Annotated in this window: 15 protein-coding genes, 1 tRNA gene and 2 pseudogenes; 7 read left to right on the forward strand and 11 right to left on the reverse strand. The window is 62.8% G+C overall.

Features of this window, described 5'->3' with window-relative positions; all coding sequences use genetic code 11:
• Positions 1-89: 89 nt before the first annotated feature.
• A pseudogene (locus ROSMUCSMR3_RS14520) lies at positions 90-1,194 on the reverse strand (IS3 family transposase).
• A 102-nt stretch (positions 1,195-1,296) separates the two neighbouring features.
• Here ROSMUCSMR3_RS14520 and ROSMUCSMR3_RS14525 point away from each other — a divergent pair.
• Positions 1,297-1,787 (forward strand): annotated as a pseudogene (locus ROSMUCSMR3_RS14525) (transposase); the annotation flags it as partial.
• Positions 1,788-2,004: 217 nt separating this feature from the next.
• Here the strand turns inward: ROSMUCSMR3_RS14525 and ROSMUCSMR3_RS14530 are convergent.
• The 6 genes from ROSMUCSMR3_RS14530 to ROSMUCSMR3_RS14560 all read right to left on the reverse strand — a co-directional run bounded on the left by ROSMUCSMR3_RS14530 (position 2,005) and on the right by ROSMUCSMR3_RS14560 (position 5,313).
• Positions 2,005-2,079, reverse strand: a tRNA-Phe gene (locus ROSMUCSMR3_RS14530).
• Positions 2,080-2,156: 77 nt separating this feature from the next.
• Positions 2,157-2,339 (reverse strand): DNA gyrase inhibitor YacG, encoded by a 183-nt coding sequence (locus tag ROSMUCSMR3_RS14535; RefSeq protein ID WP_008281789.1) that lies wholly within the window; start codon positions 2,337-2,339, stop codon positions 2,157-2,159.
• A complete protein-coding gene (locus tag ROSMUCSMR3_RS14540; protein ID WP_081507776.1) occupies positions 2,336-3,361 on the reverse strand; it encodes a ribonuclease E/G in 1,026 nt (341 codons plus the stop codon). The genes ROSMUCSMR3_RS14535 and ROSMUCSMR3_RS14540 overlap by 4 nt, the downstream gene beginning before the upstream one ends.
• A complete protein-coding gene (locus ROSMUCSMR3_RS14545; RefSeq protein ID WP_081507777.1) occupies positions 3,358-3,936 on the reverse strand; it encodes a Maf family protein in 579 nt (192 codons plus the stop codon). The genes ROSMUCSMR3_RS14540 and ROSMUCSMR3_RS14545 overlap by 4 nt, the downstream gene beginning before the upstream one ends.
• Positions 3,937-4,126: 190 nt before the next feature.
• A complete protein-coding gene (gene infA / locus ROSMUCSMR3_RS14555) occupies positions 4,127-4,345 on the reverse strand; it encodes a translation initiation factor IF-1 (RefSeq protein ID WP_005978431.1) in 219 nt (72 codons plus the stop codon).
• 83 nt (positions 4,346-4,428) lie between these two features.
• Positions 4,429-5,313: a carbon-nitrogen hydrolase family protein gene (locus ROSMUCSMR3_RS14560; protein ID WP_081507778.1), complete on the reverse strand. Its 885-nt coding sequence runs from the start codon at positions 5,311-5,313 to the stop codon at positions 4,429-4,431.
• A 160-nt stretch (positions 5,314-5,473) separates the two neighbouring features.
• Here ROSMUCSMR3_RS14560 and ROSMUCSMR3_RS14565 point away from each other — a divergent pair, with 160 nt between their 5' ends.
• Positions 5,474-5,764, forward strand: coding sequence for a type II toxin-antitoxin system Phd/YefM family antitoxin (locus ROSMUCSMR3_RS14565; RefSeq protein WP_081507779.1), 291 nt, complete (start codon positions 5,474-5,476; stop codon positions 5,762-5,764).
• On the opposite strand, the gene ROSMUCSMR3_RS14570 is transcribed toward ROSMUCSMR3_RS14565, so the two are convergent.
• Positions 5,727-6,962: a urate hydroxylase PuuD gene (locus ROSMUCSMR3_RS14570; RefSeq protein WP_081507780.1), complete on the reverse strand. Its 1,236-nt coding sequence runs from the start codon at positions 6,960-6,962 to the stop codon at positions 5,727-5,729. The two genes, ROSMUCSMR3_RS14565 and ROSMUCSMR3_RS14570, sit on opposite strands and share 38 nt — an antisense overlap.
• A gap of 148 nt (positions 6,963-7,110) precedes the next feature.
• On the opposite strand from ROSMUCSMR3_RS14570, the gene ROSMUCSMR3_RS14575 reads away from it, so the two are divergent.
• The gene (locus ROSMUCSMR3_RS14575; RefSeq protein WP_081507781.1) at positions 7,111-8,508 is read left to right on the forward strand and encodes a helix-turn-helix domain-containing protein; all 1,398 of its coding nucleotides are present in this window, start codon (positions 7,111-7,113) and stop codon (positions 8,506-8,508) included.
• A 14-nt stretch (positions 8,509-8,522) separates the two neighbouring features.
• Here ROSMUCSMR3_RS14575 and ROSMUCSMR3_RS14580 read toward each other — a convergent pair whose 3' ends face one another.
• Together ROSMUCSMR3_RS14580 and torT are read right to left on the reverse strand one after the other, a co-directional pair.
• Positions 8,523-10,556: an FkbM family methyltransferase gene (locus ROSMUCSMR3_RS14580; protein ID WP_081507782.1), complete on the reverse strand. Its 2,034-nt coding sequence runs from the start codon at positions 10,554-10,556 to the stop codon at positions 8,523-8,525.
• A gap of 159 nt (positions 10,557-10,715) precedes the next feature.
• Positions 10,716-11,762, reverse strand: a complete 1,047-nt coding sequence (gene torT, locus ROSMUCSMR3_RS14585; RefSeq protein ID WP_237183457.1) for a TMAO reductase system periplasmic protein TorT — start codon at positions 11,760-11,762, stop codon at positions 10,716-10,718.
• 78 nt (positions 11,763-11,840) lie between these two features.
• Here torT and ROSMUCSMR3_RS14590 point away from each other — a divergent pair, with 78 nt between their 5' ends.
• Positions 11,841-14,756, forward strand: coding sequence for an ATP-binding protein (locus ROSMUCSMR3_RS14590; protein ID WP_081507784.1), 2,916 nt, complete (start codon positions 11,841-11,843; stop codon positions 14,754-14,756).
• Here ROSMUCSMR3_RS14590 and ROSMUCSMR3_RS14595 read toward each other — a convergent pair.
• Complete coding sequence (locus tag ROSMUCSMR3_RS14595; RefSeq protein ID WP_008281803.1) at positions 14,729-15,430, reverse strand: winged helix-turn-helix domain-containing protein; 702 nt, start codon at positions 15,428-15,430, stop codon at positions 14,729-14,731. The two genes, ROSMUCSMR3_RS14590 and ROSMUCSMR3_RS14595, sit on opposite strands and share 28 nt — an antisense overlap.
• Positions 15,431-15,589: 159 nt before the next feature.
• Between ROSMUCSMR3_RS14595 and ROSMUCSMR3_RS14600 the strand changes: the two genes are divergently transcribed.
• The 3 genes from ROSMUCSMR3_RS14600 to ROSMUCSMR3_RS14610 all read left to right on the forward strand — a co-directional run bounded on the left by ROSMUCSMR3_RS14600 (position 15,590) and on the right by ROSMUCSMR3_RS14610 (position 19,588).
• Complete coding sequence (locus tag ROSMUCSMR3_RS14600) at positions 15,590-16,531, forward strand: ABC transporter substrate-binding protein (RefSeq protein ID WP_008281804.1); 942 nt, start codon at positions 15,590-15,592, stop codon at positions 16,529-16,531.
• Positions 16,532-16,604: 73 nt separating this feature from the next.
• Positions 16,605-17,636, forward strand: coding sequence for a quaternary amine ABC transporter ATP-binding protein (locus tag ROSMUCSMR3_RS14605; protein WP_081507785.1), 1,032 nt, complete (start codon positions 16,605-16,607; stop codon positions 17,634-17,636).
• Entirely contained in the window at positions 17,633-19,588 is a 1,956-nt protein-coding gene (locus tag ROSMUCSMR3_RS14610; protein ID WP_081507786.1) for an ABC transporter permease, read from the forward strand. The genes ROSMUCSMR3_RS14605 and ROSMUCSMR3_RS14610 overlap by 4 nt, the downstream gene beginning before the upstream one ends.
• Positions 19,589-19,710: the final 122 nt, after the last annotated feature.

Raw genomic sequence — 19,710 nt, forward strand, 5'->3', positions numbered from 1 at the left:
AAAATTCCCTCGTTCTGATGTAGAGTTTGCTCAATGTTGATCCGAACCCCAACCTTGGACCGCCCGAAGGCAGAGTTTTCCGGCTTCGCTCAGGGCGACAGGCTGGTGATGCTCCCTGATTTCGTAAGCATGATCGGGGCTTTGTTGCCGATCGCACTGTGTGGCCGTTCCTCGTTGTAGTATCGACGCCAAGCCTCCAACTTTTCGGCAGCATCTGCAAGCGTCAAGAACCAGTGCGCGTTCAGACACTCCGCCCTGAACTTGCCATTGAAGGCTTCGATGAAGGCGTAGTCCGTCGGCTTTCCTGGCCGTGAGAAGTCGAGCGTGACGCCACGCTGATAGGCCCACAGGTCCATGTCGCGGAAGATGAACTCTCACTACCCTGATCGACCCGGATCGTCTTGGGGTAGCCCGATCTTCGACATACACGGTCCAGCGTGGCGACAACGTCTTCACCCCGGTAGCTGAACCGAGCGTCGAGCACCGGAACGTAGCGCGAGAACGTGTCCACCACGGTCAGAATCCGAGGCTTCTTGCCCGTTGCGAGCTGGTCATGGACAAAATCCATGGCCCAGACATCGTTTGGACAAACGGCTTTGGTTCGGTCATCACGCAGCTTGGCTTTCACCCGCCGCTTCGGCGTCTTGTTCCTGAGTTGCATGCCCAACTCCCTGTAAATGCGATAGACTTTCTTGATGTTGATGCCCCAGCCCTCGCGGTCCAGGAGCACATGAACCCGGCGATAACCATAACGCACGCGTGTCTCGCAAATCTCCTTGATCCGCTTCTCCACAGCAGCCTGATCGACGCGGCGGGATTTGGAGTGAAACGTCGAACGGTCAAAGCCGATGGCCCCACAGGCCGTTCGGATCGAGACCGCCCAATCGCTGCACATCCCGCGAACCAGTTCGCGCAAACGACCAGGCTTCAGATCTTTCGCCGGATGACATCCTGCAGCATCTCTCGATCCAAGGTCAGGTCGGCCACGATCTTCTTCAACCGACTGTTCTCGTCTTCGAGCTGCTTGAGCCGCTTCATCTCGGACGGCAGCAAACCCGCATACTTCTTCTTCCAATTGAAGTAGGTCGCCTGGCTGATGCCAGCCTTGCGGCAGATCTCGGCAACAGGTGTGCCTTCCTCGCCCTGCTTGATGATGAACGCCTTCTGCGCGTCCGAAAACTTCGATGCCTTCATGTGATTCCGCTCCTCTCCCAGCCGGGAAATCGTAGCGGAAAACTCCACCTTCAAACGGTCCAGTTTGCGGGGATCAGATCAACCTTTCGAAGGAGCAAACGAATGCGAAAGAGCCGTTTCAGTGAAGTCCAAATCATCGGGATGCTCAAAGAGCAGGAAGCCGGGATGCCGACGGCCGAGGTGTGCCGCAAGCACCGCCTCAGCCAGGGCACCTTTTATAAGTACAAATCGAAGTATGGCGGCATGGAGGTGTCCGAGGTCGCGAAGCTGAGGGCAATGGAAGACTAGAACGCCCGGCTTAAACGCCTGCTGGCTGACACGATGCTGGACAATGCTGTTCTGAAGGATCTGCTGGGAAAGAACTGACGACGCCGATTGAGCGGCGAGAGGCTGCTCTCAGGGCGATGCGGGATCACGACATCTCGCAACGCCGGGCCTGCCGACTTGTCGGTGTCGATCCAAAGACGGTCCGGCGTGAACGCCTGCCGGATAATCCTGAAATACGCAAGGAGATGAAAGCGGTCGCGGCCAAGCGCCGCCGGTTCGGCTACCGGCGGATCGGGGTGATGCTGGAACGCAAAGGGATGATCATGAAGTTTGGTGGTCTCGCTTTCGACCTTGCCGACCACAACATCGAGATGCGCTTTCAGGTATTCAGGCCGACATAGTATGTCCTGTTGCCGCTGACCATAAACATACGAATCGAAACATGTGATACAAAATGTGATACAACCTTACTTAACAACCCGCCTCAATTCCACAAAATATTTAGTATTTTCAATAACTTGATCGGGATAAAATGCTTAATAATGGTGCCCGGGGGCGGAATCGAACCACCGACACGAGGATTTTCAATCCACTGCTCTACCCCTGAGCTACCCGGGCATGGGAGAAGGCTGCGCCTTCGGGTGGATGCGTTCTAGGCGAGCGCGGGCGGGGTGTCTAGAGGGTATCAGCAAAAATCAATGGGGTTTTTGCTGCTCTTGTTCCAGCGCGTCGAGGGCCTCTTCGATGTCGGCCGGATCGGAGGAGGGCACGGCGTAATCACCCGCGAACCATTTGCCCAGATCCACGTCGGCGCAGCGGCGCGAGCAAAAGGGGCGGTAGCGGGCATCGGTCTTGCGCTGGCAAATCGGGCAGCTCATTTGAGCAGGTCCGTAAGCGGCTGTCGGTCGCGTTTGCGTTGCAATTCAAAGTGCCCCAAGGGCGTCCAACCCGCGAGAGTGGTTTCGGTCGTGTCCTGGCGTAGCGCGGCGCGCAGGGAGGCTTCGAACGTTCTGCGGTCCTTTTTGGGCATGGGGGCAAGATCGAGGGTGATCTGCCCGCCAAGGCCGCGCAGGCGCAATTGGCGCGGTAGGTCGCGGGCCATGGCGATATTGGCTTTGAGCCCCGCTGCAAGACTGGCGTCGCCGCCGGTGTTGACATCCACAGCTACAAGGGCGCGCGTGGGCTCGATGTAAAAGGATGCGCCGCCGGGCAGGGGGACCAAGGCCTCGCGCAGGGCGTCGAGTTGATCAAGCACGCCGTTTTCCGCGAAAGAGCCCGGATCAGTCACCACATCAGCAGGCTCTACCCAGTCACGCCAGGCGAGGGTATGGGGGCCGTCGCCTTCGGTCAGGGTCTCTGGCTCGGGGCCGGTGGCATCGGCGAGAACCGCCTCGGCCAGATCGCGCATGGCGTTAATATCCTCTGTGATATCAGCGGCTTCGGCGCTTTCGCATGAGGAGCGCAGGATGAGGCCCATGGGGCTGTCGCCCATTTCGGCATGGGCGATTTCCAAGAGGGAATCGCGCAGGGCCTCGTCCTTGATGGACCGCGATACATTGAGACCGGGCGCGTCGGGGGTGACGATGGCGTAGCGGCTCTTGAACAAGAGTCGAGTCGTGACTGGCAGGGCCTTGCCCGGTTCGGCGTGTCCAGTGACCTGTACGAGTAGCGGCTGACCGGGCGTCAAGCCTTTGATCTGGCGAAGGAAAGCGGAACCGTCGGGCGTGCGCAGGAACATGCCGCCTTGCCCTTTGACGGGGCGATCGGCGATGGCGCGATAGATGGTGCCGGGGCGCGGTTGATCCGAGTCGATCAGCAAGTCCTCAAGCCGCCCACCCACCAGCAGGGCTGCGGCCTCGGCGTCGTTTATGTGGTCGAGCGCGATGGTCCGCAGGGTCATTGGGTGTCCTTCCAGAGCGGGTAGCCAGCGGCGCGCAAGAGGCCCGCGGTTTCAGCCAGGGGCAGGCCGACGACGGCAGTAAAAGATCCTTGAATCCAAGGGATTAGCGCGCCTGCGGGGCCTTGTATGGCGTAGCCGCCTGCCTTGCCCTGCCAATCATTTGTGGCAAGGTAGGCGTTCAGCTCCTCATCCGAGAGGCGTTTCATCTGCACGGTGGTTACAACGTCCCGCTCCCATATCCGCGATCCGCGCCGGACAGCGACGGCCGTGATCACCCGGTGCCGCCGCCCGGACAGAGCGAGCAGGAATTGTGCTGCTTCACCAATATCTTGCGGTTTTCCAAGGATGCGGCGGCCAAGCGCCACGGTGGTATCGGCGCAGAGCACGATATCATCGTCCTCGGCCACAACCGCCCACGCCTTTTGCCGCGCCATGCGGGCGCAATAGGGGCGGGGCAATTCAGCCTTGGCCGGGGTTTCGTCAATCTCGGGGGGCTGGATTTTATCCGCCACCACCCCGAGTTGTGCCAACAGATCGCGCCGGCGCGGGCTGCCAGAACCGAGGATGAGTCTCATTCCAGATCTGCCTTGTCTTGCAGCGCGGTGGCGTGTGCGCGCAAGGTCGCGCCCAAGGAAAACGCAGCGGTGTTAAGCACTGCCTTTGCCTGCGGATCGTTCATTTCCTCAGTCAATTCATGCAGATACGCGACCGCCTCCTTGGAGGCCGCACGATATGCCTGACCATACTCGGCGCTGCAGGCCAAGTTTACTTGAAGCGATAATTGATCCGACCCTTGGTCAGATCATAGGGGGTCATTTCCACCTGAACTTTGTCGCCCGCAAGAACGCGGATGCGGTTCTTGCGCATTTTGCCTGCCGTATGTGCGATGATCTCATGGCCGTTTTCAAGCTCGACCCTGAATGTCGCGTTGGGCAGGAGTTCCTTGACGACACCGGGAAATTCGAGCGTGTCTTCCTTGGCCATGGTCTCTCCTTGATATGGCGCCCCGCCGTTTTGCGGAACGCGCTAGTAAATGCGCCGGTTTTGCGCGGTTTTCAAGGGTGTAATCACCGTAGAGGTTCAGATGTGACCGTGACGTCGCGCCCCAGTTGGTCTTCCCAATGGCGGCGGTTGAGCACAACGCCGTCGGCGCGAACATGGGTGATACGGTCCAGATCGACCTCGGCATAGGTCCAGCCGGGGCGGTTGAGCGTGCCCTCGGCGAGGACGCCGGTGGGTGGGAACCCTGTATCTGGGGGGCCAAAGACGCCACCCATACCACAATTGGTATCGACCGCCGGGGACCAATCCGCCGTGCCCACGGTCGAGGCCATGACGGTGACGCATTGCATTTCGAGGGCGCGGGCCATGGCACCGATCCGGACGCGGGAATAGCCGGTCAGAGCCTCGGTGCAAGAGGGCACAAGGATCAGGTCGGCATCGGCCAAAGCCTTGCCCAGCAAGGGAAATTCGCTGTCGTAGCAGATCAGGATGCCGATTTTGCCGAGGCTTGTGTCAAAGAGGCGCAGGGGGCCGCCGGGGGCGACGTGCCATTCCTCGCGCTCGAACCGGGTCATGATCTGTTTGTCCTGCGCGGCGCGCGCCCCGGTGGGGGTAAAAAGCATGGCGCGGTTAACCGGGCGGGGGCCAAGATCTGGGTCAAAGACCGGGGCTGAAGCCCCCAGAATATGCAGATTATACTGCGTCGCAAGCTCGGCATGCAGATCGTAAGCCTCTGGCATCACGCCAGAAACGGCATGCAGTGAGCGCTCTAAATCGCCCGCGGCCTCGGTGCCCGCGAGCATGGCCAATTCCATCGCGCCATATTCGGGAAAGACCGCGAGTTCGGCACCCTGTGCGGCCGCCTCGGCCACCCAATCGGTAAGCTTGCGATGGTAGTCGGCCCAAGAGGTGAGCGGGTCGAGCGGATAGGCGGCGGTGGCGATTTTCATGGGGCGCGCTCCGGGCTGGGGTATTTTGTAAGCTTTGTAAGGTTTTGGAGGTGATTTTGTAAGGTCTCGATTGGTTTTGCTTGGGTCGCGCGCTGCGGGCAACGTTTTCTTAACCTCTGCCTGCCAAGTTGGTCAGGTCAGGCAAGGCAAGAGGCGGGCGATGTATGATGAGATGCCGATCCATCGGGTGCGAACCCGTCTGCGCCGGGTGGTGGATCATCTGGCGGCGGGTGGTCAGCGGGTGATGGTGCTGCGCAACGGGGTGGCGGTGGCGGGCCTTGTCTCGGTCAGCGATCTACAGGCGCTGGAGCAGGCGGATCAGGCGCGGATGGAGCATCATGCGATTCGGGCACAGGCGCGATTGCGGGACATTGGCCTGTTGAAGGCAGGGCTTGATTCGGCACGGCTGGAAGCTAGGGCGCGGTACGGCCCGCCCGATACCAAGCGATGAGCGTGGCGCGTTCCGAGGGTGCCATCGCGGTGAGGTTGGCGGGTGGCATGGCATGGCTGAGCCCGGCCTGGAGGTAGAGGGCGCGGGCCTGACGGGCGAGGTCGGCGGGTGTTTCGAGGATCACGCCTTTGGGGGCGTGGATCATGCCGGGCCAGAGTGGTTCGGTGGCATGACACATGGCGCAGCGCAGGGCCACGATCTCTTGCACCGTGTCAAAGCCGGGGGCCTCGCTCAGGCGGGTCTGGGCAGGGCTGAGGCGCGTGGTCTCTGGGGTGGTGTCTGCCGTGTTCGGGCCGCCCAAAGCTGAGAGCCAGACAATGGCGGCGAAGATCAGCGCGGTGACGCCCCATGCCCACCAAGGGCGGCCACGCCCGGCGTGCAGGCTATTGAAGAAATGCCGGATGGTGACGCCCATCAGGAAAACAAGAGAGGCGATGAGCCAGTTGTAGGGCGTGGCGAAGGCAAGCGGGTAATGGTTGGACAGCATCAGGAAGATGACAGGCAAGGTGAGGTAATTGTTATGGGTCGAGCGCAGTTTGGCGATCTGGCCATAGCGTGCCTCGGGTGTGCGCCCGGCGCGCAGATCGGCCACCACGATGCGCTGATTGGGCATGATGATGAGGAAGACATTGGCGGTCATGATGGTGGCGGTGAAGGCCCCCAAATGCAGCATCATCGCGCGACCGGTGAACACCTGTGTATAGGCCCAGCCCATCGCGGTCAGAAGCGCGAAGAGCACGAGCATCATGCGGGTCGGCTGCGCGGCCAGCCCGGATTTGCAAAGCCGGTCATAGATGAGCCAGCCAAGGGCCAGCGAGCCCGCCGAGAGAGCGATGCCCTGCGATTGGGTGAGCGGGCTTTCGGCGCTGAGCAGGTAGAGATCGGCAGAGGCCCAGTAGACCAGCATGAGCAGGGCCGCACCCGAGAGCCAGGTGGCGTAGCTTTCCCATTTGAACCAAGTCAGGTGATCCGGCATCTGCGGCGGCGCCACGAGATATTTGCGGATGTGGTAGAAGCCGCCGCCATGCACCTGCCAGTCTTCGCCCTGCGCGCCCATGGGCAAATCGGGCGCGCGGCGCAGGCCGAGATCAAGCGCGATAAAGTAAAAAGACGTGCCGATCCAGGCCATGGCGGTGATGACATGCAGCCAGCGGGCGGCAAATCCGGCCCATTCGAGAAGGATCGCGGGGTCTGGCATCGGCGCGCAGTCCTTTTAGCGGTGTGCGTATGGGGTAGATTAGCGGTTGTGACGGTGCTGTCTATGGGGCTGCGCGTGGCGGGGGATTGCCGGCGTGTCTTTGCAAATGTAGTCTGGCCCCTATGCGAAGTTGCAAAGGGTGCGCGCCATGGCGATCCAGAAACTCTATGCCGGGGCCAAGCTGCGCGAGACGCGGCAGCGGCTGGGCCTGACGCAAAAGGATTTCGCGGGCAAGCTGGGGGTGTCGCTGCCCTATCTCAACCAGATGGAGAACAACAACCGCCCTGTGAGCACGACGGTGGTTCTGGCCTTGGCGCAGGAATTCGGCTTCGACGTGACAGAGTTGAGCACGGGCGATGCCGAGCGGATGGTGAGCGACATGCGCGAGGCGCTGGCCGATCCGGTGTTTGGCGACGATCCGCCGCCCCTGGCCGATCTGCGGCTGACGGCGTCGAATGCCCCGGCGCTGGCGCGGGCGTTTCTGGAGTTGCACAGCGCCTATCGCCAGACCCACGAGCGATTGGCGAGCCTCGACGAGGCCTTGGGGCGCGAGGATGCGCGCAACCAGTCGAGCCCTTGGGACGAGGTGCGCGACTTTTTTCATTATTGCGACAATTACATAGATGCCGTGGACCATGCCGCCGAGCGCTTTGCGGAAGCGGGCGGCGGGCAGGCGATTTCGGATCTGGCCTGCGCGCGGTTGGCGGCGTTGGGCATTTCGGTGGTCGAGGCGGATACCGCACAGTTGCGGCATTACGACCGCGCCGCCGGGGTGCTGACGCTCTCGTCGCGGGCCGCCCCCGAGAGCCGACGGTTTCAGCTTTTGTTGCAACTGGCATTGGTGATGCAGGATCAATTGCTGGAGGCGACGCTGGATTTCGCGCGGTTCCAGTCAGACGCGGCACGGTCCATCGCCAAGATTGGATTGGCCAATTATTTTGCCGGGGCGGCGATGATGCCCTATGGCCGGTTTCTGACCGCCGCACAGGAGGTGCGTCACGATCTGGAGGTTCTGGCGCATCGGTTTGGTGCCTCGATCGAACAGGTGTGTCATCGTCTTTCGACCTTGCAGCGGCCGGGGGCCAAGGGGATTCCGTTTTTCTTTGTGCGGGTCGATCAGGCCGGCACGATCACCAAGCGGCATTCGGCGACACGGTTGCAATTCGCGCGGTTCGGCGGGGCCTGTCCGCTCTGGAACGTGCATCGGGCGTTCGAGACGCCGGGGCGGTTCCTGCGGCAATTGGCCGAGACGCCGGATGGCGTGCGCTATATCAGTCTTGCGCGCGATGTCTCGAAACCCGGTGGCAGCTTTGGCGCGCCGGTGCGGCGGTTTGCGATTGCGCTGGGCTGCGAGGTGAAACATGCGGGCGAGTTGGTGTATGCCGACGATCTGGATGTGAGCCGCGCGCGGGCGTTCGAGCCGATTGGCATTTCCTGCCGGATCTGCGAGCGGGCGGAGTGCCATCAGCGATCGGTGCCGCCGCTGGAGCGACGCTTGCAGGTGACACCGGACGAGCGCGGCGTGTTGCCCTATCGGGTTGGGTAACCCGGGCCGCGCGGTCAGAGGCTGTCGATGAAGCGTTCGGCCACGCGCGGCTTGATCTCGCCGCGTTCAACCAAAATCTCGAGGCAGCGCAGGGTGATGTCGGTAAAGCCGTAGCAGGTATCACAGAGCAGCGCGATTTTGCGCAAGTCGGTGCTGTCGAGCGTGTCGGGGCGAGAGAGGTCGCGCAGGTAGAGGATATCGCCGTCGAGCATCTGTTGCGGCGTGGTACCTTCGATCCGGCCCAACCAGCGGGAGCGCAGGAGCCGTTTCTCGATATGCAGGAAGGAATGCGGCACCAGCCCATGCGCCTGAAGAAGGCGGTCGATCTCGCCGAAGGAGGGCTGGTTGTCGTAGAGGGGGAAAAAGTTGACCTCGCTTTGCACGGCCAGCGTTTGCGAGAGCGCGGTTTGGGCGTGCGTGAAGATCATCGCTTCGGCCCCCTGCACGTCGATCTTGAGGAAATCAACCCGGCCGATGCCCTCGATCTCGTCGAGTTTGCGGCTGGGCAGATCGACATGGCCGGTGGGGCGCGCGGCGCGGCGCAGGCCGAGTAGATGGTCGAGTGTGGGCTGGCGAATTTCGAGCAGGGAGGCGAGGCCGGAGCCACGATAGAGGTTGAGCCGATGCGCCGCCCCATCGCCGACCACGTCGGGAAAATAGGTCTCTTGCGGGGATTTGCGGGCGTTGAGGGCGGCCAGCGCCTCGGGCTGGGGTTCAAACCCGGTGACATGGGCGTGACCTGCGGCCAGAAGCTCTTTGTAGGGGGCGTCATGGTTCATCGGGTTGGCCCCGATATCGAGGATGCGCAGAGGGTCCGTGAGGCCCAAAGTGCGCGTCAGATCGGCCAGGCGCTGCTGCGCGCGCGCCTGGGCAGAGGGGGCAGGTGTAGCGGGATGGGCGGCGGCGATGGGCGTCGGCTGCACCGCTTGCAGGCTGGCACCGGTGCCATCGCGCAGGTCGGCGAGAACCTGCATCATCTGGGCGGCGATGCGCGCGGGCGCGCGGTCTTGGGCGAGGGCCAGGGCCGCGGCGCGACGCCTGCGCAATTCGTCATCGGGCATCTCCACCAGCCGTGTCATCATCCGCAAGAGGCCGCGTGGCGCGCCCGGATCATAGAGAAGATCGTGGTTTTCCGGGGCCACATGGGCGCGCAGAGCCTCGGTATCGGGGCCGATCACAGGCAGGCCAAAGCCCTGCGCGAGCATCACCGAGCCGGAGGTAAAGAGGTTGCCAAAGGGCGCGACAAATACCTGCGCGCGGGCAAAGATGCCAGCCACATCCTCATCTGGCACGGCCTCGTCGGTGAGGGTGACGCAATCGGTGTCTTGCAGCGCGCGAAAGAGCTTTTGATGGCTGCGCGCGGCGCGGCCACAAAGATGCAGGTGAAAAGGCACGTCGCGCCGGATGAGCGTGCGGGCGGTATCGACCAGCGTATCCAGCCCCTTGTTGGCGCGAAAAGCCCCGAAGAAGAGAAAGGCGCGCGCGGCGCAATCGGGCAGATCGCGACCGAGGCTGGTTTCGGCAGGTTCGTAATGCCCAAGATAGCTTGGGTGCGGCAGGATGCGCAGGCGCGCGGGATCAACCCCCCAGTCGCGTTGCATATGCAGCGCCGCGTCGGGCGTGTGGACATGCACCAGATCGGCGAGGGTCACGACGCGGGCGCGGGCGGCACGAAAGGTCTCTGGGTCCATGTCGCGATGCGGGGTTCGGTTGTGAACCGTCCAGAGGATACGCCCGCCGCCAGCCTTGAAGGCTGCAAGGGCGGCCAGATCGCGCTCGGCCTCGTTGGCATTGGCGGCGCTGTCGCGGGAACGACCAAAGATCAGGTCATCCCAATGCAGATGCAAGAGGCGATGCCCCTCTGCCAACAACCGGGGCAGATCGGTGATTTCGGTCTTGGCCAAGGGTTCGGGGCGGAAACCGGCGTCGGGGGCGGCATAAAGCAGGGGTTGGTAGGGATTGCCGCGCGACATCGGCAGATTGAGCACCGGCACCGGAGCCGCCGCGACCGGCGTCGGGGCAGTTGTGATCGTTGCGCTTTTTGCCATGCTCTGCCTCTTGCCCAAGAATACCCATTAACGAGGACGGCGGGGGCTCAGCGGAGGAAGGTGGTCTTTGGACGGGGTTTTCGGCCCCGTATTGCCCCTTTGATCCCGTCTGCGGCCCCTATATCCGGCCTTGGTGCCATGATGACCGCAAGCGGTGCGCTAGTCCAGTTCGAACACGGGGATAAAGCTGGCGGGCGCGAGGGTTTCGGCAAGGTCGGTATTGCCGACCATATCGGGGGTTACGAGCATGATCCGGGGGCCGGCATGGCGGGTCTCAAGCGTGCCCTCGATGGCGCGCACGGCCATTTCGATGGCGAGTTTGCCCTGCATGATCGGGAAATCGGTGGGCGCGGCGAGGATGCGGCCGCGACGAATGCCGCGAAACACCGCGTGGCTCATGTAATCCGAGACGATGTTGATCTGCCCTTCGAGCCCGCGCGCGCGCAGGATCGACACGGCCACTTCGGCGGTGGGGGCGCTGCCGACGATGTAGTCGATGGCAACCCCGCTATCGAGCGTTTCCTCGACCAGCGTCACTTGGATCTCGCGGCCCGTGTCGCCGTATTTGGTGAGCACGATCTCTGCCGCGCTCTCGGCGATGGCGTCGCGAAAGCCCGCCTCGACAAAGCTGACCCAACCGGCCCCTTGGGGACCGGGAAACCACGCCAGCCGCACCGGGGCGCTGCCCTTGGGGTGGCGCTCGGCGATGAAGCGCCCGGTGATGGCACCCATGTCATACCAAGAGACCGCCGCCTTGGCCGCGATGCCGGGATCGGCGATGTCATTGACCGTGGCGATGACCGGCACCTGTTCGGAGAGCGCCTGAACGGTGGGGGTCAGCCCCTCGAAAGACACGGTGCCGACCACCAGCGCATCCGCGCCTTGGGCCACGCAATTGGTGATCTGTTCGATCTGACGGTCAAGATTGGGATAGCCGCCCGCCTCGACCAGACGAAAGCCCACGCCAAGGCGCTGGGCCTCTTCGACCATGCCGAAATTGACCGAGAGCCAATAAGCGTCCTTGAGATGCGGATAAGAGATGCAAAGCGTCCAAGGGGATGCGGCACGATCGAGTGGCGTATAGGTGAGCGGACGCGCGGGGCTGGTATAGTCGAAGGGCACCGTATGGGTTTGCAGCGCCCATGGGTCTGCGGCGAGGGGCAGAGGTGCCAAGAGGGCGAGCATACAGGCGATTATTCTTTGCATGAAACACTCACTCCTCTGCGGAAATTACTATAGACTGTCGCGGCAGGACTGCAACAAAAGCGGAGCGGGAAGAGCCGGATGAAGAGCAGAACCGGATTGGGCGCGCGCCTGTTGGCGGCCTTTCTCGTGATTGCCGGCCTGCCCGCGCTGGCGGGTTTCTTTGGCTGGTTCGAGCTGCGCGATGTCACGCAGGCGCAACAGCAGCTCTATGACCGCTCGATCCCGGTGCTGTCGGATATGCGGCGGTTTACCGAGGAAAGTTCGGCCATCATCACGGTGGCGCCGGAGTTGGCGGCGGTGGATGATGAGGCGGCGCGGCGCGACCGGGCGGCCTATTTGGGCGCGCGGGTGGCGGCGCTCTCGGATCATCTGAGCCGGTTTCAGGCGGAGCATGGTGGCGGCAGCGGGGGCGAGTTGACCCGTGCCGTTGTGGCGATGGAGGCGGGGATTGCCGAGCTTGACCGCTTGGTCAAGCAACGTCTGTCGCTGGTGCAGGCGCGGCGCGAGGGGCTGGACCGTGCGCTTGGGGCGACGTCGGCGTTGCTCAATATGGCTGATACTTTGGTGGCCAATGCCGAGATGAGCACGGCGGCGGTGATTTCCAACCTCTATGACGATGACACCGGCAGTGCGCAGCATCTGGCGACGCTGGACAAGCTGATCGAGGTTGATCTGTTCGAGTTGGGGTTGATGTTCGAGTTGCGGTCGCGCACGGCGGAGATTGGGCTGCTCTTCAACCGGATTGCCGGGCTGAGCGATGCCGCGGGTTTGGTGCCGATCCGGGCCACGTTGGGCGAGCGGACAGAGATTGTCGCGCGGCGTGTCGCGGCGATCCGCGATCCGGGGCGGGCGGCGCAGGCGCAAACCTTGTTGGGTACGATCCTGTCGCTGAGTGATCCGGCGGGGCCGGGGGGGCTTTTGGGGCTGACCGAGGGCATTCTGGAACTGGATGGCCGGATCGAGAGCGCGCAGGCGGCGCTGCGCGTGTCGGCGGACGGGCTGCATGTGGCGGTGACGGATCTGGCGAGCCGGGTGCAGGCGGAGGCGCAGCGCGCCGGTGCGGCCTCGCTTGAGGTGATCCGGGCCACGCGGTTGCGCAGCGCCGGAGCGGCGGGGCTGGCGCTGTTGCTGTCCTTGGCCGTGCTGTGGTTTTACGTGCGCGGCAATATCTCGCGGCGGTTGGACAACCTGTCGGATATGATGACGCGACTGGCGGCGGGGCAGCTTGATATGCGCGTGGCCCCGCGTGGCAATGATGAGATTGCGGGCATGGAGCGCGCGGTCGAGGTGTTCCGGCGTCAGGCCATCGCCAACCGCACCTTGGAGGAGGCGCGGCGGCGCAACGAAGAGGAGTTGGCGCGGCATCGCAATGCCTTGCAGGAGTTGGTGGCGGAAAAGACCGAAGCCCTGCGCGGTGAGGTCGAGGCGCATGCCGTGGCGCGGCAAAAGGCGGAGGCGGCGGATCGGGCGAAATCGGAATTCCTTGCGATGATGAGCCATGAGATCCGCACGCCGATGAACGGGGTTCTGGGCATGTTGCGCACGCTTTCGGCTGAGGGCTTGCCAGACGCGCAGTTGGAGCAATTGCGCGCGGCGCGGGCCTCGGGTGAGAGCCTGCTGACGATCCTCAACGACATTCTGAGCTATTCCAAGACCGAGTTGAGCGGCGCGCATCTGGAGCGGGTGGTGTTTTCAGTGGCCGAAGTGATGCAGGTGATCGTAACCCTGTTGGACCCCGGCGCGCGGGAGAAGGGGATCGTGCTCTGGCTTGATCTGCCTGAGGATGCGCCCGCTGCCGTGATGGGTGATATGGCCAAGCTGCGGCAGATCCTGTTCAATCTTGTCTCGAACGCGGTCAAGTTCACCGAAGAGGGGGAGGTGGTTTTGCGGCTGCGGGTGCGGGCTGCGGGGGCCGGGCGGGTGACGTTGATTCTGGAGGTCAGCGATACCGGCAAGGGGATTTCAGCGCAGGCGCGGCAGCGTATTTTCGAGGCATTCGAGCAGGAAGACGGTTTGACGGCGCGGCGCTATGGCGGCACCGGGCTGGGCTTGGCGATCTGTCGCAAATTCGCGGAGGTGATGGGCGGCGCGCTGAGCGTGGAAAGCACGCCGCATGTGGGATCGGTTTTTACCTTCATGGCAGATTTCGAATTGGCCGATCCGGCGCTTTTGGCTGAGAGCGTGCCCGAGTGGACCCCTGAGCGGGCGGGGCGCAGTCTGCATGCGCTGATTGTCGAGGATCACAGCGTCAACCAGATGGTTGCGCGCAGTTATCTGGAGCGGATGGGGCATACGGCGGTCTGTGTGGACAGTGGTGAGGACGCGCTGGACCTGCTGAAGCGGGAGCGGTTCGACTTGGTCTTGATGGATGTGAACCTGCCGGGCCTGTCGGGCACTGACGCGACGCGGCGGTTGCGCGGGTTGCCGGAGGGCCAAGACCTGCCGGTGATCGGCATCTCTGCCCATGTGCAGGAGGAAGAGGTGGCACAGCAACTGGACGCGGGGATGGATTGTTTCGTGGCCAAGCCGGTTTCGCCCGAGAGGCTGGCCGCCGCGATTGCGCAGGTGACGGGCGGGCAGCGCCGGGGTGTGTTTCTCTCGCCGCGCTCGGTCTCTTTGCCTATGGGCGGCGCGCGCGACGGGCTGGGTGCCATGCTGGCCGATCTGGGGCCAGAGCAGACGGCTGCAGCGATCCGGCTCTATCTGGATGGGGTCGGGGAAGAGGCGCGGGCCTTGGCGGCGGCGGTGGACGCAGAGGATGCGGCGGGCGTGGCCAAAGTGGCGCACCGGATGAAGGGGGCGGCGGGCAATTTCAGCTTGCCGGGGCTGAGCGCTGGATTGCGGGCCTTGGAAGAGGCGGCGCGCGCGGGTGACGCGGGGGCGATGCGGGGCGCTATGGCCGCTGTGCCTGCAGAGATTGCGGCGGCGCGTGCCACGCTTTTGCGCGCGGCAGATGGGTTGGCGGATCAGTCCAAGGTGGCGGTGAATACATAACCTTCGCCATGGGCGGTGGTGATGAGGCGCGGCGCGCCGGGGTCTTCTTCCAGCTTGGTGCGCAGGCGGCGGATGATGACATCGACGGTGCGGGTATCGGGATGCTCTTGGCGGTGGGTGATCACGGTCATCAGCCGGTCGCGGCTGAGCACGGCACCGGGGTGGCGCAAGAGTTCGGCCAGCACCTCGTATTCGGCGCGGGTGAGGCGGATGGGTTGCCCATCCGGGCCGGTCAGTTGCCGGGTGGCAAAGGCAAAGCTGAAGCCGTGAAAGCGCAGGTTTTGGCGTGAGAGGCGGCGCTGGGCCTCGGTTCGGCGCAAGAGGTTCTTGATCCGGGCCAACAATTCGCGGCGATTGAACGGTTTGCAAACATAATCATCGGCCCCCAGTTCCAGCCCAACGATACGGTCCACGTCATCGCTGAGGCTGGTGGTGAGGATAATGCCGATATCCGAGCGCGCACGTTGTTCGCGGGTGATCTGCAGCCCGTCCTTGCCATCGAGCGTGATGTCGACAAGCAAAAGGTCGGCGCGGTCGCTGCCCAGCATTGTTTCGGCCCGTTCAGCGCTGTCAAAGGCGGTGACGGTATAGCCATGCGACATCAGATACTCCGCCAGCGTGGTGCGGGTAACGGGCTCATCCTCGATGATGACGATATGGGCGGCTCTTGGCACGTTGGAGCCCTTTGCAAGGTTTCCTCCTGTTAATATTTTTTCACAATTAAGTCCAGTTCGTTCATGCCGCCCCTCTGACGTGTTCATATCCGATCCCTAAGCTTCCCTTACCAAAGCCCGGAAAACGGGCGGGATACATCAACACAGGGAGTTTCAAGAATGACACAGCGTTTACGACTGATCGGCGGGGCCGCCGTGCTCGCCCTAGCGGCGACTGGCGCCTTGGCGGATTCCGAAGATCCGATCGTCATCCCCATTCACAACTGGTCGAGCCAGATCGTGATGAGCAATGTGGTTGGCCAGATTTTCGAATCCATGGGCAACAATGTGGAATATGTATCGACGGATAGTCAGTCGGTCTATGAATCGGTGCGTCTGGGCGATGTGGCGCTGGAGATGGAGGTTTGGGAGGGGGCATTTGGTGCCTCATTCCGTGCCGCGCTGGAAAAGGGCGGGTTGCATGATGCGGGCGATCACAATGCGGTAACGCGCGAGGATTGGTGGTATCCGATGTGGACCAAAGAGGCCTGTCCGGGTCTGCCTGACTGGCAGGCGCTGAATGAGTGCGCTGCTCTTTTTGCGACGCCGGAGACCGGGGACGCCGGGCGGTTCCTTGGGGGGCCGGTGGACTGGCTCAAGCATGACCAAGAGCGGGTTGATGGGCTGGGCATGAATTTCAAAGTGGTCAATGCCGGTTCTGCCGCAGCCCTCTGGGCGGAAATCGGGGCCGCTGAAAAGACCAAAAAGCCCATCGTGGTCTTTAACTGGACGCCGAATTTTGCCGAAGCCGTTTGGCCGGGCGAATTCGTCGAGTTCCCGACTTGGGTGGAAGGGTGCGACAAGGACCCGGCGGTTGGGCCGAACCCTGACAAGACCTATGATTGCGGCAATCCCGCCAATGGCTACATGAAAAAAGCCGCTTGGGATGGGATGAAAGAGAAATGGCCGGACGCCTATGAAATGCTGACCAAGATCAGCTTTACCAACCCGCAGATCGCGGAAATGGCCAAGCTGGTGGACATCGACGAGATGGAGCCAGAAGAGGCTGCGACGCATTGGCTGGAAGAGAATGGCGATGTCTGGAAGGTCTGGATCAACTGATCCGATCTTAAAATCTGCCCCGCCCGTGGTGCGCCATGGGTGGGGTTTTCCATAACAAACAAGGGGGTGTCGCGTGCCGGTTTCTGAACCCGTGATTTCATGCCGCAATGTCTGGAAACTATTTGGCCCTGCGCCCGAGGCGTATCTGGGCGGCCTTAAGGGCGATCCGGGGTTCGAGGTTATTCGGCAGGCGGGCTATATCTCGGCGGTGCGTGATGTGTCGCTTGATATTGCGCGGGGCGAGATGCTGGTGATCATGGGCCTTTCGGGGTCTGGCAAATCCACGCTGGTGCGGTGCCTGTCGCGGTTGATCGAGATTACCGGCGGCACGGTGTCTGTCGAGGGGCAGGACATTGGTGCGCTGAGCGAGACGCAGTTGATCGAATTGCGGCGCAACAAGATGGGCATGGTATTCCAGAGCTTTGGCCTGCTGCCGCATCGCACGGTGCTGGAGAATGTGGCCTTTCCGCTGGAAATGCGCGGACAGAATCGGGCCACGCGGCGCAAGCGGGCGCTGGAGGTGATCGAGCTGGTGGGGCTTGGCGGGCGCGAGGATTACTTTCCGCGCGAATTGTCAGGTGGTCAGCAGCAGCGGGTTGGGATTGCCCGTTCTCTCGCCATCGAGCCCGACATCTGGTTTCTGGACGAGCCGTTCTCGGCGCTTGATCCGCTGATCCGGCGCGAAATGCAGGATGAATTCCTGCGTTTGCAGGGGATGCTGGGTAAGACAATTGTCTTTATCACCCATGATTTCGACGAGGCGCTGCGGTTAGCGGACCGGATTGCGATCATGAAGGACGGCGCGGTCGAGCAATGCGACACGCCCGATCAGATCGTTCTGAATCCGGCCACCGATTATGTGCGCAAATTCACCGAAGAGATTGAGAAAGCGCGGGTGGTGCATGCGTCCGGCTTGGCGCGGCCCATCAACGGCGTGATGCCCGAGGGGCTGCCGGTGGCGGGCAAGAGCACGATCCGCGCGCTGGCGCGGCAGTTGATCGACGATCCGCGCGAGAGCTTGCCCGTGGCGGATGAGGCGGGGCGGATTACCGGCGTGCTGAGCCGCAAGGAGGCGCTGGATGTGCTGCTGGGAGGGCAGGCATGAGCGAGAGCGCCCTGCCGCTGGCGACCACCGCCAAACCGCGCCTCAATCCGGCTTGGGTGGTTCTGGGCCTTGCGCTGTGCCTAATTCTTGCGCGGCCCTATTTGCCCGAGGGGCTGATGCGCCCGGTCGAGGGGATGATCCTGCCGCTGGCGGATTGGATCAACGCGGTTTTCACATGGCTGCGCGATGATCTGGGCCTTATCCATGTGACCCGTGCCTTTGCCGATGGGATCGAGTGGCTGCTCGATGTGACGGCGAATATTCTCTATGGCAAGAACCGCTGGCCGCGTATCGGCCCGCTGCCATGGATCGTGGTGGCGCTGAGTGCGGGATGTCTGGGCTATTGGCTGGGCGGCTTGCGATTGGCGCTTTTGGCGGGGGGCACGTTTGTCTGGATTGCGCTGATGGGGCAATGGCAATGGGCGATGGAAACCCTGTCGGTGATCGTGGTTGCGGCCCCGGTGTCGGTTCTCTTGGGGCTTATGATGGGGGTGGCGACGTGGCGCTGGCGCTGGGTAGAGGCGGTGATGAATCCGGTTCTCAACATTGCGCAATCGCTGCCGCATTTCGCCTATATGATTCCGGTTGTGGTCTTTATCGGGGTGGGTCCCAAGGCGGGGGCGATTGTTACGATCATTTTCTCGGTGCCGCCGATGATCCGCATGACCCTGCTGGGCCTGCGCAAGGTGCCGCCCGAGGTGATCGAGAGCGGCAAGATGTGCGGCAGCACAAGCTGGCAATTGATGACGCGGGTGCGTATCCCGACTGCACGCACCGAGATTTTGGTGGGCGTCAATCAGGTGATCATGCAGTGTCTGGCGATGGTGGTTCTGGCCAGTTTCATCGGCATGCCGGGGCTGGGGCAGAAGCTGTTGCAACTGTTGCAGGCGCTCAAGATCGGGCGCTCGATTGAAATCGGCATCACGATCGTTCTGTTGGCCGTGGCGCTGGATCGGTGTTCCAAGGCCTGGGCCGAGCGGCAGCCGGTGCATCATGAGCCGGGGCTGAGCTGGACCGCACGGCACCGGGTGATGAGCGTTTGGGCCGTATTGATGGTGGCGGGGTTTGCGCTGTCGGCGGTGGTGCCGTTCTTTGCCGAGGTCGGGCGGGGGCAATCGCTTTCGGTGGCGGACCCGCTGGATGCGATGATGTCTTGGGTGATCGTGACGCTTGATCCGGTGACGCAATGGTTGCGGTGGTTCCTGATCACATGGGTTCTGATCCCGGTGCGCGATGCGCTTTTGTGGTTGCCCTATACGGCGGTGCTTGCCCTGGTCGCGGCGGCAGGGCTGGCGGTGGGTGGTTGGCGTTCGGCGCTGATCTGCGTTGGCTTTATCGGCTATATCGCGATCACCGGCTGGTGGGACCGGGCGATGATCACGGTCTACACGGTGCTGGTGGCTGTGGCGGTGGCGACGAGTTTCGGCTTTCCTTTGGGCATTTGGGCCGCGCGGCACGAGGCGCGGGCCAAGCGGGTCTTGCTGCTGTGTGACAGTCTTCAGACCTTTCCGAGTTTCATCTATCTTATTCCGGTGATCATGCTTTTTGGCGTCAATGATGTGGCGGTGGTGGGGGCGGTGGTGCTGTTCGCTGCCGTGCCGCTGATCCGCTATACCATCGAGGGGCTGCGCGGTGTGCCTGAGGCGGTGATCGAGGCGGCGGATATGTCAGGGGCCACGCGCGGCCAGAGTCTGTGGCATGTGCGCCTGCCCTTGGCGCTGCCCACGATCATGGTGGGGATCAATCAATCGCTGATGTTTTCGCTCTTCATGGTGATCATCGCGGCCTTTATCGGCACGCAGGATCTGGGGCAGGAAATGCAGCGCGCACTGAGTTCCACCGATGTGGGCAAAGGCCTTGTGCTGGGGTTTGCCGTGGCCTTTATAGGCTTGGCGGCGGATCATCTGATCAACAAGATGGCCGAGGGACGGCGCCGCACAATGGGTCTTTGATCCGGCAGGCGGCATGAGCGCGCGCAAAGCGGCCTTCGGGTCGCAGCGGGGCTTGACCTTGGGGCGCACAGCAGAAACAAGCTGCGCGGAGTAGGATTCCCTCAGAGTTTGGGGGGGTCCTC

This window comes from Roseovarius mucosus, from assembly GCF_002080415.1.
GTDB lineage: Bacteria > Pseudomonadota > Alphaproteobacteria > Rhodobacterales > Rhodobacteraceae > Roseovarius > Roseovarius mucosus_A.

Bases quoted from the DNA above. Each gene is read 5' to 3' on its own strand.
- ROSMUCSMR3_RS14535 (WP_008281789.1), bottom strand. From the start codon at position 2,339: ATGAGCTGCCCGATTTGCCAGCGCAAGACCGATGCCCGCTACCGCCCC.
- ROSMUCSMR3_RS14540 (WP_081507776.1), bottom strand. From the start codon at position 3,361: ATGACCCTGCGGACCATCGCGCTCGACCACATAAACGACGCCGAGGCC.
- ROSMUCSMR3_RS14545 (WP_081507777.1), bottom strand. From the start codon at position 3,936: ATGAGACTCATCCTCGGTTCTGGCAGCCCGCGCCGGCGCGATCTGTTG.
- infA (WP_005978431.1), bottom strand. From the start codon at position 4,345: ATGGCCAAGGAAGACACGCTCGAATTTCCCGGTGTCGTCAAGGAACTC.
- ROSMUCSMR3_RS14560 (WP_081507778.1), bottom strand. From the start codon at position 5,313: ATGAAAATCGCCACCGCCGCCTATCCGCTCGACCCGCTCACCTCTTGG.
- ROSMUCSMR3_RS14565 (WP_081507779.1), top strand. From the start codon at position 5,474: ATGTATGATGAGATGCCGATCCATCGGGTGCGAACCCGTCTGCGCCGG.
- ROSMUCSMR3_RS14570 (WP_081507780.1), bottom strand. From the start codon at position 6,962: ATGCCAGACCCCGCGATCCTTCTCGAATGGGCCGGATTTGCCGCCCGC.
- ROSMUCSMR3_RS14575 (WP_081507781.1), top strand. From the start codon at position 7,111: ATGGCGATCCAGAAACTCTATGCCGGGGCCAAGCTGCGCGAGACGCGG.
- ROSMUCSMR3_RS14580 (WP_081507782.1), bottom strand. From the start codon at position 10,556: ATGGCAAAAAGCGCAACGATCACAACTGCCCCGACGCCGGTCGCGGCG.
- torT (WP_237183457.1), bottom strand. From the start codon at position 11,762: ATGCAAAGAATAATCGCCTGTATGCTCGCCCTCTTGGCACCTCTGCCC.
- ROSMUCSMR3_RS14590 (WP_081507784.1), top strand. From the start codon at position 11,841: ATGAAGAGCAGAACCGGATTGGGCGCGCGCCTGTTGGCGGCCTTTCTC.
- ROSMUCSMR3_RS14600 (WP_008281804.1), top strand. From the start codon at position 15,590: ATGACACAGCGTTTACGACTGATCGGCGGGGCCGCCGTGCTCGCCCTA.
- ROSMUCSMR3_RS14610 (WP_081507786.1), top strand. From the start codon at position 17,633: ATGAGCGAGAGCGCCCTGCCGCTGGCGACCACCGCCAAACCGCGCCTC.